Source organism: Peribacillus sp. R9-11, from assembly GCF_031345095.1.
GTDB lineage: Bacteria > Bacillota > Bacilli > Bacillales > DSM-1321 > Peribacillus > Peribacillus butanolivorans.
This window is the reverse complement of record NZ_CP133763.1, coordinates 4,691,810-4,705,319: the sequence shown is the minus strand read 5'-3', so window position 1 is coordinate 4,705,319 and position 13,510 is coordinate 4,691,810. Positions and strand designations below refer to the sequence as shown.

At 34.3% G+C, this 13,510-nt stretch carries 15 protein-coding genes; 9 read left to right on the top strand and 6 right to left on the bottom strand.

Annotation, left to right across the window (positions count from 1 at the left end):
- Nucleotides 1–169: 169 nt before the first annotated feature.
- On the top strand, nt 170–841 hold the full coding sequence (locus RE409_RS22830; protein WP_309558117.1) for a CPBP family intramembrane glutamic endopeptidase: 672 nt from the start codon (nt 170–172) through the stop codon (nt 839–841).
- Between the two features lie 445 nt (nt 842–1,286).
- On the opposite strand, the gene RE409_RS30780 is transcribed toward RE409_RS22830, so the two are convergent.
- The 3 genes from RE409_RS30780 to RE409_RS22820 all read right to left on the bottom strand — a co-directional run bounded on the left by RE409_RS30780 (nt 1,287) and on the right by RE409_RS22820 (nt 3,390).
- On the bottom strand, nt 1,287–1,769 hold the full coding sequence (locus RE409_RS30780) for an amidase domain-containing protein (protein WP_397444193.1): 483 nt from the start codon (nt 1,767–1,769) through the stop codon (nt 1,287–1,289).
- 2 nt (nt 1,770–1,771) lie between these two features.
- Entirely contained in the window at nt 1,772–2,284 is a 513-nt protein-coding gene (locus RE409_RS22825; protein WP_201250427.1) for a hypothetical protein, read from the bottom strand.
- Nucleotides 2,285–2,835: 551 nt separating this feature from the next.
- Nucleotides 2,836–3,390, bottom strand: coding sequence for a helix-turn-helix domain-containing protein (locus tag RE409_RS22820; RefSeq protein ID WP_201250428.1), 555 nt, complete (start codon nt 3,388–3,390; stop codon nt 2,836–2,838).
- 110 nt (nt 3,391–3,500) lie between these two features.
- On the opposite strand from RE409_RS22820, the gene RE409_RS22815 reads away from it, so the two are divergent.
- The gene (locus RE409_RS22815) at nt 3,501–4,085 is read left to right on the top strand and encodes a LysE family transporter (RefSeq protein WP_201223113.1); all 585 of its coding nucleotides are present in this window, start codon (nt 3,501–3,503) and stop codon (nt 4,083–4,085) included.
- 73 nt (nt 4,086–4,158) lie between these two features.
- Here the strand turns inward: RE409_RS22815 and RE409_RS22810 are convergent, their stop codons facing one another.
- Together RE409_RS22810 and RE409_RS22805 are read right to left on the bottom strand one after the other, a co-directional pair.
- Nucleotides 4,159–4,317 (bottom strand): hypothetical protein, encoded by a 159-nt coding sequence (locus RE409_RS22810; protein ID WP_157444057.1) that lies wholly within the window; start codon nt 4,315–4,317, stop codon nt 4,159–4,161.
- Between the two features lie 368 nt (nt 4,318–4,685).
- A complete protein-coding gene (locus RE409_RS22805; protein WP_309558116.1) occupies nt 4,686–5,267 on the bottom strand; it encodes an LOG family protein in 582 nt (193 codons plus the stop codon).
- A 98-nt stretch (nt 5,268–5,365) separates the two neighbouring features.
- On the opposite strand from RE409_RS22805, the gene RE409_RS22800 reads away from it, so the two are divergent.
- The 7 genes from RE409_RS22800 to RE409_RS22770 all read left to right on the top strand — a co-directional run bounded on the left by RE409_RS22800 (nt 5,366) and on the right by RE409_RS22770 (nt 11,879).
- Nucleotides 5,366–5,695: a MazG nucleotide pyrophosphohydrolase domain-containing protein gene (locus tag RE409_RS22800; RefSeq protein ID WP_201186612.1), complete on the top strand. Its 330-nt coding sequence runs from the start codon at nt 5,366–5,368 to the stop codon at nt 5,693–5,695.
- A 108-nt stretch (nt 5,696–5,803) separates the two neighbouring features.
- On the top strand, nt 5,804–6,319 hold the full coding sequence (locus tag RE409_RS22795; RefSeq protein WP_201223119.1) for a histidine phosphatase family protein: 516 nt from the start codon (nt 5,804–5,806) through the stop codon (nt 6,317–6,319).
- Nucleotides 6,320–6,403: 84 nt separating this feature from the next.
- Nucleotides 6,404–6,943, top strand: coding sequence for a DUF1697 domain-containing protein (locus RE409_RS22790; RefSeq protein ID WP_309558115.1), 540 nt, complete (start codon nt 6,404–6,406; stop codon nt 6,941–6,943).
- Between the two features lie 193 nt (nt 6,944–7,136).
- On the top strand, nt 7,137–7,562 hold the full coding sequence (gene fabZ / locus RE409_RS22785; RefSeq protein WP_201253951.1) for a 3-hydroxyacyl-ACP dehydratase FabZ: 426 nt from the start codon (nt 7,137–7,139) through the stop codon (nt 7,560–7,562).
- Between the two features lie 524 nt (nt 7,563–8,086).
- Complete coding sequence (locus RE409_RS22780; protein WP_201223123.1) at nt 8,087–9,277, top strand: glycine C-acetyltransferase; 1,191 nt, start codon at nt 8,087–8,089, stop codon at nt 9,275–9,277.
- Nucleotides 9,278–9,318: 41 nt separating this feature from the next.
- On the top strand, nt 9,319–10,278 hold the full coding sequence (locus tag RE409_RS22775; RefSeq protein WP_201223124.1) for an L-threonine 3-dehydrogenase: 960 nt from the start codon (nt 9,319–9,321) through the stop codon (nt 10,276–10,278).
- Between the two features lie 206 nt (nt 10,279–10,484).
- Nucleotides 10,485–11,879: an amino acid permease gene (locus tag RE409_RS22770; RefSeq protein ID WP_201223125.1), complete on the top strand. Its 1,395-nt coding sequence runs from the start codon at nt 10,485–10,487 to the stop codon at nt 11,877–11,879.
- A 226-nt stretch (nt 11,880–12,105) separates the two neighbouring features.
- On the opposite strand, the gene brnQ is transcribed toward RE409_RS22770, so the two are convergent.
- Complete coding sequence (gene brnQ / locus RE409_RS22765) at nt 12,106–13,440, bottom strand: branched-chain amino acid transport system II carrier protein (RefSeq protein ID WP_201223126.1); 1,335 nt, start codon at nt 13,438–13,440, stop codon at nt 12,106–12,108.
- Nucleotides 13,441–13,510 lie beyond the last annotated feature (70 nt).

Below are 13,510 nucleotides of genomic sequence, written 5' to 3'. Positions count from 1 at the left end.
GCCGTATACCGAACGGTACGTACGGTGGTGTGAGAGGTCGGAGGCTAGGCGCCTCCCCCTACTCGATTTATGGAACTAAAGGGGCAGGTTAGCTCAATAGAATTCGTTTGGTATAATATGGTATTGTATAATTACTTTAAGTGAAATATATAGTTTTTTGGGGGCGAGTATGGAATCAAAAACACATCTGGAAAGTATAGTCAAAAAAAATGATACAATGATACTTATATTGTATCTAGTAATCTTCAATTTAATTTGGGTTCTTAAAGAATTATGGTTAGTGCAGTATATTAATCCATTGGGTGATGTTATATCTGCCTTTTTAAATGCATTGATTAAGATTTCTGTATGGATAGTTCCAGTTTGGTTGTACATAAAGTTCTATTTACACACTAACCCAATCAAGTATTTGAAAATGAATATTAACATAAAGAAAGGCTTATTCTTGGGATTATTTCTTTCACTACTTCTAGGTTTATATTTCGCCTTCGAAGTATATATTTTAAATGACCAATCATTTAATTTTAACTTATCACTAGGCAACTATCTCAACGGTATTCTTTTGGTTGGAATTACCGAAGAAATTGTGTTTCGAGGTTTAATTTTACAAGAACTTAATAAGAGACTAGCTTTTTGGAAAGCAAATATAATCACTTCTTTATTATTCTTAATAGTACATTACGCTATTTGGATTTATGAAGGTGTATTCTTCGATTGGTGGAGCCATATCTATGTTTTCCTAATTGGATTTATCTTTGGTGTGGTATACAAAAAAACAGGTTCATTTTGGTCGGTTGTAATATTACATTCCTTTCATAATTTATTTGTTAGTATGGTGTAACTGATAAAAGCACTTTATAACTTTCTTTACCAAACGGCAACTTTTATGTACTAAATGAAAAGAGATATTTGTTCTATTTCAATACATAGATAACAAAGTTTGTGAATGGATGTACTTAAACAAACGGGTGCTTTAGTTCTATAAGAAGTATGGAAAATGATCAAACTTTAAAACAAAATCATACTTAAAAACGCCCTTTATGTTGTTCCACTAAAAGGCGCTTTAATTGAACAACGAATTTTTTATTTTATTGTAGTAAATCTTAATGTTGTTGTAGTAAATGAGGTCATATGTAGTACAAAGAAGGATAGATAAAGCAAATTTTATCTATCCTTCTTTTTTTGTCTTATATAATGTGCAACATTATATAATTCTTCCTTTTTATCAAGTCATTAATAAAATATCTTGACTTTTAATAAAAGAATTACAGGGCTTTTTTTGAATATTACATCTTTACTATTCTATAAGTTTTATAACCCTTAATAGCATTAAAACTTCTTTCTAAATGATTATCTGTATGACCAGAAAGTTTAAGGTTATCACTAGATTTTGAATAAACCCACATGGAATGTGTATAACGTTTTGAATCAGATCTTTTAAATTGAATCACGTCTCCGGCTTTAGCATTACTAATAATTGAACTTTTACTTGTACTACTGTATCCTTTTTGCTTTCTTGTTAGGTGAGAATACAAATCCGGTACAACTGTCCAAGAGGCACTTCTTCCTTTTCCGCCTTTAGGTAAACTCTTTATATACCAGTATTTATTATCCGAAACTAATTTAGCGTTGCTATTAGAAACAACCTTACTTTTTCCACCAGCATTTAAAATTTGAGATACAAAGTTTGTACAATCTTGACTATATTCTGGATAGGAAGGATTATAGTTCTTATAATATTTTTTCGCATATGCTCTGGCATCAGCTATATTTATTTGTTCGTTTTACTTAACCATTTTTTAACCTGTTTCTGTATGTGTTCACCTAAATCAGCACTATTTCCCTGATCTTTAAATACCTGTTTTGAATATTTACTAGGAAACAAATCTTCTAGTGAGTCTATGAATTCTCCACCTTCTTCTGGTTTTTTATATTCTTTTAATACATATCCATTTTCATCTTTTGCTAACTTAATACGTGCAGGGTATGAACCTCCAGCTTGAACTTCTGTCCCAGTTGATTTGTTATACCCTTCATATAAGGCGTATAAATAGATGCTAATCACGCCATCCTTTTCATCTGCACCATATATTTTATGTGCTTCAAATTTCTTATCTGTTACGGATAAAGTATCTTTGTTCTGTTCCATTATGGTATCTGAAACTATTTGATCCATTTCTTTAGTAATCGTTACTTTACTACTGGAATTAGAACATCCTATAAGCAGTATAGAAAAAGTTAAAAAAACGCTCATAATCAAACACCGATTAAATAGAAATTTCAATTTAAAACCTCCTGATATCTTAATAATAATTTCCGGAAAATATACAAATTAATAATAACATTTTTTTACAATAATGATAATAATTTGAAGCATTCATTTTTATAATAGGTTAGGTACCTCCATTTTTTTCTTTTATGTTTTAATTGTGGATTTGAAATAAAGTCACGATGTTGTACCCCTTTAGATATGGTTATCTAAAGGGGTGTTTTTATAGTGAAAAGGAAAAGAACATTCGAAGTCAAAAAGTGGATTAAGAAACTGTTGAGTAACAATATAGTTAAAGTGAAGTATGGGAACCTTAATAGGATTCCCACTAAATATCCTATAATATCAACATTGTTCTTAAACATAGCCAAAGTTTAAAGAGTACAGTTATTTCTTAGAAAAAGAGCAAAAATGAATTGATGGGTTATTCAACTAACGGGTGCGTTAGCGCCATAAGAAGGCCGCCTTTTTGGCGGCCTCAATTGGCAGGTTTAGTAATAGCTTCATTGTTACAAAGGCACAAATAAAAACAGAAGAAAAACCCCGTTCTTGTAAGACGGGGTTTTTTAAGTTGGATAATATAAGATCATACTTAATCGAGTTAATGTTTCCCCTGAATTAAGATAGTCATGGGGTTTGTCAGCCTTGAATCTGATAGAATCACCATTTCTTACTGTGTATTCATTGTTATTTACACGTACAGTTAGTTCCCCTTCAAAAACAGTTAAGAGCTCTTCAGTTCCCTCTCTGTGCGAATCAGCACTTAGGAATCCACCTTTTTCTATCTCGATTGAATAAACTTCAAAGCGTTTATCATCTTCGAAGGGAAAGTAGGGATAGACTCGATATTTTCCGTTGTCTTCAGATAATGTTTGAATTTCACTTCTTAGAACAACTTTTGTATCTGGCTGCGGATTATTTATTAGAGAAGTAAAAGAGATCTTTAAGCCATTTGCAATTTTCCAGATCGTTGTAATAGTGGGACTCGATCCTCCTCTTTCAATTTGACCAATCATTGTTTTACTTACTCCAGTCAACTCTGCGACCCTTTCAAGGCTTAATTTTTTACTTTCTCTAAAGGCTTTTAAGTTTTTTGCAAGGATAAGATTTATTTCCTCCATAAATACACTCCTTTATATACAATATAACGTCCGTATTGTACAATAAAAAGTAAAACGTTATATTGTTCATTTTAGACATTATAACATACATCACAGAAGGAGGGTCCAATATGCCTTTATTGTCGTTTTTGCTATATGTTTTTGTTACTAGTTTTACACCAGGTCCTAATAATATTATGGCAATGTTATTCGCTAACAAATACGGGTTTAAAAAGACACTTGGATTTTGTTTAGGAGTAGGTGCAGGTTTCTTTGTAATCATGATATTGTCCAGTTATTTTAATCTTTTGCTTAAAAATTTCATTCCGAAAATTGAATTTTTTATGACGTTCCTAGCTGCAATCTATATGTTGTATCTGGCTATAAAAATAATAAGTAGTAAAAATAATGATAAAGACGATGATGGGGATAAAAATAACCGCTTTTTTTCAGCTATGCTTTTACAATTCGTAAATCCGAAAGGTATTTTATATGGCATAACAGCAGTATCAACCTTTATCATTCCATATCATACTTCAAATTTCAGCTTACTATTTTTTTCATTTTTTCTAGCTTTTGTTGGTTTCCTTAGTACTATGAGCTGGAGTGTGTTTGGTTCGCTGTTTCAAAGGTTCCTAAAAAAGTATAGAAGTCAGTTTAATCTAATTATGGCTTTGTTATTAGTGTATAGTGCAATTTCGATTCTTGTAGAATAAAACAGGTTTCTTGTTAAACGGGTGCATTAACTCATAGGTGGTTACCCTAAAAAGAAAAGTTGTTTACTGTACCTTAATTTCCTAAATTAGAGTCCTTTTCTTTTTTATTATGAAAAAATCCAACAAATACTATACCTAAGTTAGCGTTAGAATCCGATATTAGAAACTCATTTATATCTGACAATAATCCTACTAATTCAGCAGTAAAGCTTATAATTTCTATGAAATTCATTGATACCCTGCCCCCCTTCTTCGTTAGGCTTACGTGATTGAGCCATATAATAGGTTATATTTACTAAGGTGAAATGAGTTTGTAATTACTAAAATGATTTCTTATAATTGTTCTTATAATATGAAAATTGACAAACAGGAAAGTTAACCAAGTGCCCATTATCATTTTTGGATATTTAGGCAGCTCTTCAAAAAACCAAAAGAATCGTAGTTTGCTAAATCAAAATAATAAAAGTCCCTATCTATGTTGATAGGGACTTTTTGTGGATTTTGAATAAAGTTTGATAAAAATCCTGTTGGATATGTACCGGGATTTTTACATCTTCAACTAAAGGGGCAGAAGAGTACGGGCCTGTTGTTTTTGAATAATCAGGTTTGTTTTTCAGTAATAAAAGATGTTACGGTTGGTGGTTCATATGTATTAAATTGATCAAGTAGGCCATTTGGTTCTACATCTACCAGCGCCATAGAACGGTATTTTTCATGCAGGAACTGTTCATCAGACATATGATTAAATAAAGCAACAAGAGGATCATAATAATGATTAATATTTAACAATCCACAAGGTTTATGATGAAGTCCTAACTGAGCCCAGGTAAAAATCTCAAAGAACTCTTCTAATGTTCCTGGCCCACCTGGCAAAGCTATAAAACCATCGGCAAGTTCTGCCATTTTTGCTTTTCTTTCATGCATGGAGTCCACTACAATTAGTTCGGTTAGGTTCTTATGGGAGATTTCTCTTTTTTCTAGAAAACTAGGCATTACTCCAATTACTTTTCCACCAGCTTCCAAAACGGAATCTGCAACTGCCCCCATAATTCCTACACATGCTCCCCCATATACCAGTGTAATATTACGTTTAGCCAGTTCTTTACCCAGTTTTTTTGCAGCTTCTAAATAGACATTAGATGCTCCTTTACTTGATCCACAAAATACAGCTAGAGTCTTCAATTAATATCACATCCTATTAAGTAGTCTTCCTTACTTATCATACAGAAATATGGGAATTTTGTTAAACTTAAATTATTTAAATGGAAGGTGGGTTAAGTATGAACGTAACTGAATTTCAGCAATGGGTAAGAGAGTATTATGAAGAAAGGGGCTGGTCTGAATTAGACATTTTTATTCGTATTGGCTTTTTAGCAGAAGAAACTGGCGAGGTCGCACGGGCTATTCGCTCACTTGAGATTGGCAGGGATAGACCAGATGAAGTAAGTGGTTCGTTTGAGGAGAATAAACAGGAGTTAACCGAAGAATTAGGAGATGTGTTAGGTAATTTAATTGTGATTGCGAACAAGTACAACATCCCTTTAGAAGAAGTGTTTAATGCCCATAAAAAAAAATTATCTGAACGCTATTCTAATGCGAATAGCGTATAGAATCATAATTAAGTAACCTGATAAAGTTAAGCGGTTGAACCAGTAAGAGGAATCATATAGTACCTTGAAGAATTTATATAAGAATATAAATAAAATAGAGGTGATTAAATGCAAATTTTATTGATTCGTCACGGTGAATCAGAAGATGACTTTTTAGAGAAGGATTACACAGGTTCTACTGATTTACCATTAACAAGTAAAGGTCTCAGTCAAGTTAAGAAAATGTCTAATCGTGTGTTAAACGAGTTTCCACCAGATTTTATTTGGAGTAGTACTTTGAAAAGAGCTAGTAAAGCAGCTGAGATTCTATCCAATACTATCGGTTGCCCAGTGGAATACTTAGATGACCTTATAGAAAAGCAAGAAAGTGAGAGTAAACTAGAATTTAGGGTTCGTGGTGAACAAATTTTTTCTTTTATTAAAGAAAACAGTAAAGAGTTCAATAGAATTGCTATCATTTCACACGGTGGAATGATAACTAAAATTATTGAAAGTTTTCTGCAATTACCAACAGTTAATAATAATGTATGGTTTAATTCTGATAATACAGGAATTCATCTCCTTGAATATATTAGGAACGTGCAACTTATCCGATTTACTAATAGTACATCTCACTTAAATTAATTTAGCTAGAAGGGCAGATTAGTTGAGGTAGGAGTTAATGCCAGAAATAGGTCAAATGTGAAATGAAAAAAAGGAGGGGCAAAAATGACTATCTATATCGCCTTTCTGCGAGGGATTAACGTAGGTGGACACAATAAGATAAAGATGCAAGAATTAAGGAACTTATTAACAAATATGGGGTTAGATAAAGTTAATACTTATATTCAAAGTGGAAATATTGTATTTCAGTCTGAGGAAAATGCAGAACAATTACAACATCAAATTGAGCAAGAGATTAGAAATTATTTTGGTTTTTCTGTAACCGTTATCTTGAGAACGGTTACAGAGTTGGAACAGATTATTAACAATTGTCCATACCCAGTTAACTTGTTATTGGAAGGAGAGAGTGTGCACCTTTCTCTCTTGGCAAAAGAGCCTTCAAAGGAAGGTATAAATCATTTACTCGACCTTAAAAGTGAAATGGAAGAATGTTATATAAAGGGTAAAGAAGTTTATCTATATTTACGTCAAGGTGTTCGAAATTCCAAGCTTTCTTCACAGCTTCAAAAGTTAGGTGTTCCAGCCACAACACGCAATTGGAAAACGATCAAAAAGCTTGAAACCATGGTAAAAGCGATGCAATGAGTAGTTTGAAGAATTCAACAAACCAGTGCTTTACTTCATTATTAGGAGCTGATCAGTAGCTCCTTTTCTTATGGATAAAAGGGAAGTATAGGTTGAAGAAGGATCATTTTTAGTACCAACTATTGATACCAGATGATAGAATTAAATGAATAGTTAGTAATAAAATATTATTATTGTTATGGGGGCCTTAATGATGTTAGATATTCAAAAAATTAAGGAAGTAATTAGACATCGTTATCCATTTCTTTTAGTGGATAGGATTTTGGAATTAGAAGAAGGAAAAAGAGCAGTTGGTATAAAAAATGTTACAGCAAATGAGGATTTTTTTAACGGGCACTTCCCCAATTATCCAGTTATGCCAGGTGTATTAATTGTAGAGGCATTAGCTCAAGTAAGTGCAGTTGTGATGTTAACTAAAGAAGGAAACCAAGGACGATTAGGGCTTTTAGCAGGTATAGATAAATGTCGTTTTAAACAGCAAGTAAAACCAGGGGACCAACTCTTTCTTGAAGTTGAAATCACGCGATTAAAAGGTCCTATTGGGAAATGCAAAGGTATAGCTACAGTTGATGGGGAATTAGTTTGCGAAACAGAAATAATATTTGCATTTGGTGATTAAAAGTTATTAAATTTTGGTAAAAGTTTCCTTCTGGAAGCTTTTTTTGTTTAAGAAGGGTACAAATTTCATGTCAACTCTTTTTTTAAAAACATATTTCATAGGCGATGACACACGTACTGATAAGGGCTCTTTCGAAGTTCACTTTAATAAACAAGAAAACTGCCTTTAGTATTCATTTTTCACATCTATCACTATGTTTAACTTCGAAATTAATGATGGAATTCTCTTCGTATTTTCTACAATTTAAACGTATTTTTGAGCGGGATTTATTACAAAGCTACAAAAATTCCAAAATTTTTTGTCCACACAATATGGACAACTATAATTTTTTCTATTATTATGATTCTTATAACTATTAGTACAAAAGGATTTCGGTTACTTCTTCATGTATTTTTGGAGAGGACACATGTATTTTCATGAAAATGAGTAAAATTCAATATTCTTAAATGCAATGTTTGAGAATAGAGGTAAATCATAAAAAAAATCCTGCATTTATTCCAACCATCAATAAGGGGGTATATGAAATGTCTAGTGAAATATTAAATCAATTTTTGAATGAAAATTTGGAAGATTTAAAAGAAAAGGGACTTTACAACGTTATTGATCCGGTAGAAGGTCCAAATGGTCCGGTAATTACCATTGCAGGCAGAGAGTTAATTAATTTATCATCCAATAACTATTTAGGTTTAGCAACAGATCAGAGATTAATAGAGGCATGCATTGAAGCAACGAAAAAATATGGTGTCGGATCCGGTGCGGTTCGTACGATCAACGGAACGTTAGATATTCATGTCAAATTAGAAGAAAAGCTTGCCGAATTTAAACATACAGAAGCAGCCATTGCTTACCAGTCTGGATTTAATTGTAATATGGCAGCGATTTCAGGAGTGATGGATAAACATGATGCCATTCTTTCAGATGAACTGAATCATGCTTCTATCATTGATGGATGTCGATTATCTAAAGCAAAGATCATTCCCTTTAAACATTCCGACATGGCCGATTTACGGACAAAAGCACGTCAAGCAAAGGAGTCCGGATTGTATAACAAAGTCATGATCATTACCGATGGAGTTTTCTCGATGGATGGGGATATTGCCAAGCTTCCTGAAATTGTGGAGATTGCCGAAGAGTTTGATTTAATTACGTATGTTGATGATGCGCATGGTTCGGGTGTATTAGGTAATGGTGCAGGAACAGTAAAACATTTTGGGTTATCGGATAAGGTGGATTTCCAGATTGGAACATTATCCAAAGCCATTGGTGTTGTAGGAGGCTATGTAGCAGGAAAGAAAGATTTAATTGATTGGTTAAAAGTGAGAAGCCGTCCGTTTTTATTTTCAACGGCTGTCACACCAGGAGCAGTTGCAGCTTGTATAGAAGCCATTGATATTTTGATGAATAGCTCAGATCTTCAAAATAAGCTGTGGGAAAACAGCAATTACTTGAAAAAGGGCCTAAAAGAATTAGGGTTTGATATTGGAGAGAGCGAAACACCGATTACACCTTGCATAATAGGAGATGAAGCAAAAACACAGCAATTCAGTAAGAGGCTGAATGAAGAAGGTGTGTATGCTAAATCTATCGTATTTCCTACCGTTGCAAAGGGAACAGGAAGAGTGCGGAATATGCCGACAGCTGCTCATACAAAAGAGATGCTGGATCGTGCATTAGCCATTTATGAAAAAGTAGGAAAAGAGATGTCGATTATTTAAGGAATTGCTTGCTGCAGAGTGAAAAAGGGGAGGGATTTTTGATGAAAAAGATCTTAGTAACAGGGGCTTTAGGTCAAATTGGTTCAGAACTAACGCTGAAAATGAGAGAGATTTATGGATCAGACAATATCATTGCAACAGATATTCGAAAAACGGAGAGCGATGTTGCCCAATCAGGTCCATTTGAGATTTTAGATGTTACAGATGAAAAAGCGATGTTTAATATGGCAAAAAAACATGAAGTGGATACGATTATTCATTTAGCTGCATTATTGTCAGCAACAGCTGAAAAGAAGCCTCTTTTAGCTTGGCATTTAAACATGGGCGGATTGGTTAATGCTTTGGAAGCGGCACGAGAACTCGATTGCCAATTATTTACACCTAGTTCCATTGGCGCGTTTGGTCCAACCACGCCTAAAGATTTGACTCCACAAGACATCATTCAACGACCGAATACGATGTACGGAGTGAATAAAGTATCCGGAGAGTTATTATGTGATTATTATCATCATAAATTTGGGGTTGATACGAGAGGTCTTCGATTCCCGGGACTGATTTCGTATGTTACACCTCCTGGCGGTGGCACAACCGACTATGCAGTTGAAATTTTCTATGAAGCGATTAAAAATAAGAGATATACTTCTTACATTGCTGAGGGAACGTATATGGATATGATGTATATGCCTGACGCTTTAGCTGCCATCATTACATTAATGGAGGCAGATGCCTCAAAATTAAAACATCGGAATTCTTTCAATGTGTCTGCTATGAGCTTTGATCCGGAGCAAATTGCAGCCGAGATTAAAAGGCATATTCCGGAATTTGTCATGAATTATGAGGTCGATCCTGCAAGACAATCTATTGCCGACAGTTGGCCTAATACAATAGATTCAACTTGTGCAAAGGAAGAGTGGGGATTTAAGGCGGAATATGATTTGGAGAAAATGACGAGGGATATGCTGATAAAGCTGAGATTAAAGTCACTTTTAGTTACCGCATAAATAAGCTACTAGCCGAATAAAAGAGTTGTAAAACTCTTTTATTCGAGTTACTATATTCAGATGTTTTGAATTTTTTTTAAACGTTATGTGATGCACTTTTTACAGCCATTAAAAAGTAAGCGCTTTCTATTGGCGTATAAAATTAAACAATCGGTCGATATGCCGTGCATCAAATTTCGACTATTAGTAGTGTAGGGGGAATTGGAATGGCCAACAAAGATTTGAACAGGGAGTTGAAAGGTCGTCATATTCAGATGATTGCTTTGGGCGGTACAATTGGTGTTGGTTTATTTATGGGTTCAGCCAGCGCAATCAAATGGACAGGTCCGTCCGTAATGTTAGCTTATGCAATCTCAGGGATTTTTATATTTTTGATTATGCGTGCCATGGGGGAAATGTTGTATTTAGAGCCAAGTACAGGTTCATTTGCAACATTTGGTTATAAGTATATTCATCCATTAGCAGGGTATATGACTGCATGGAGTAACTGGTTCCAATGGGTTATTGTTGGGATGGCTGAAATTATTGCAGTTGGGACGTACATGCAGTATTGGTATCCGGATCTTCCTGCTTGGATTCCAGGTTTGATCGCAATGGTTATTCTAGGAGCAGCGAACCTAATTTCTGTTAAATCCTTTGGTGAAATTGAATTTTGGTTTGCACTGATTAAAATCGTAACAATTATATTAATGATTGTTGCAGGATTTGGACTTATTTTCTTTGGAATTGGTAACGGAGGAGAAGCGATAGGGTTATCAAATCTATGGGAACATGGTGGTTTATTTACAGGCGGTTGGAAAGGGTTCTTCTTTGCTCTTTCACTAGTTGTTGCAGCGTATCAAGGTGTAGAACTAATCGGGATTACAGCTGGGGAAGCGAAAGATCCGCAAAACACGATAACTAAAGCGATTCAAAGTACCATTTGGCGTATTTTAATCTTCTATATCGGTGCGATTTTTATTATTGTAACCGTTTACCCGTGGGATCAGCTAAGTTCAATTGGTAGCCCATTTGTTGCAACCTTTGCGAAAGTTGGTATTACAGCAGCAGCTGGAATTATTAATTTTGTCGTAATCACAGCTGCAATGTCAGGCTGCAATAGTGGTATCTACAGTGCAGGACGTATGCTTTATACTTTGGGAATAAATGGACAAGCGCCAAAATTCTTTGCGAAAGTATCTAATAGTGGTGTCCCTTTATTCGGTACGTTCGGTGTGATTGTTGGGTTAGCAATTGGTGTTGTTTTAAGTTATGTTGCACCAGAAAATTTATTTGTGCATGTATACAGTGCCAGTGTACTTCCTGGTATGATTCCGTGGTTTGTCATTCTGATTAGTCAAATTCAATTTAGAAAAGTAAAAAGTGCTGAAATGGTCAATCATCCATTCAAAATGCCTTTTGCACCTGTTACAAACTACTTGACCATAGCTTTCTTAATTATGGTATTAATCGGAATGTGGTTTAATGATGAAACACGTATATCGCTTATTGTAGGAATTGGTTTTCTAGGTATCGTTGTAATTAGTTATTACGCTTTTGGAATAGACAAACGTATACCAGTAGAGGCTGCTCAGACAGATGATAAAGTGGCTAACCTCTAATTCACTTTGGATTTTAAATTATTGATTTACTTCAAAACCAGGGTTGCTACGGCAGCCCTTTTTTTTGAAATGAAATGCGTAGGTTAGTTCTATAAGAGTAAAGATAAAAGATGTAAACAAGGCAAAGTGGTCGACCAATTTGAGATCAATGGTTATATCCATATTCATAAAAAAGCAGTCTAGGCATTAATCCTAGACTGCTTTTTAAAATACATTATTTATTTAATTAATCTACTTGATGATTAAGACGGAATTTCAATATGCTAGCGGCATACCCTATGAATCCTCCAACAATAGCTGGAATAATCCACCCTAGTCCTACCTCGTACAAAGGAAGAATTGCATTAAAGAAATTATTAATGGATGAAATGTGTATACCGGCTCCATTTAATCCATCAAATAAACTAACAATAAAAGTTAAAAGTAAGCTACCTTGATAAACTTCAGCCTTCCCTTTAAATAAAGAATGAAGGAATGTTAGGAAAATCAATACAATAGCTAATGGATAAATAGCTGTCATTACAGGTACAGAAATTGCAATTAACTGTGTTAGTCCAATATTGGCAACTATTGCACTAAAAATCGATAAACTAATAGCAATTGTTTTGTAAGGTACCTTTGGAAACAGTTTATGGAAGTACGTCGAGCAAGATGTAATGAGTCCTACGCTCGTCGTTATACAAGCTACTGTGATCATTAATCCCAATAACAGCCCACCATATGCTCCAAAGTAGTAATCCGAGACTTTTGCTAAGACAATGCCTCCGTTATCCAAGTGTCCAAATTTCTCAACACTTGAAGCACCCATGTAAGAGAGGGCTGTATAAAAGGTAGCAAGGATAACGGCAGCAATTGCAGTCGCTTTTCCACAAACAATCATTATTTGTTTTTTTGTTTTAGCACCTTTTTCTTTAATGGCATTAATGATGATGATACCAAAAACAAAAGATGCAAGAGTGTCCATTGTTAAATAGCCTTCTCTAAACCCATTGAAAAATGGTTGAACCGTATAGTTTTTGGCAGGTGCTTGAAAATCCCCAATTGGATTAACGAAAGCTACTACTACTAGGATTCCGATGAACGTTAACTTGATGGGGGTTAAAATTTTCCCCACAATTTCGACAAATTTCGCAGGATTGAGCGAAAGAAGGCACGAAATCGTAAAAAAGATGATGGTGAAAATAAGTAAAGGAAGCGGCCCAGCATTTTCGGGTAAGAATGGTTTTACACCTATCTCAAAAGAAACGTTTCCTGTTCTAGGCATTGCGAATAATGGACCGATTGCTAAGTAAAGAACGGTTGTGAATACAATCCCAAACACAGGATGTACGCGGCTTGCTAATGATTGTAAATCATCTTTTCCAGAAAAACCAAGTGCCAACACACCTAGTAACGGTAATCCAACCCCTGTTACTAAAAAACCAGCATTAGCAGTCCAGATATTCATTCCTGCTGATTGACCAAGCATCGGCGGGAAAATTAAATTTCCTGCCCCAAAGAATAGCGCGAATAACATGAAACCAATCACTACTATAAATGAAGATGGTACTTTATTAGACAAATTAAAACCTCCATGATAACTAAATTTTACTATTTTTAAAAAATATTAAATTTTCTAAAAATTAAACACG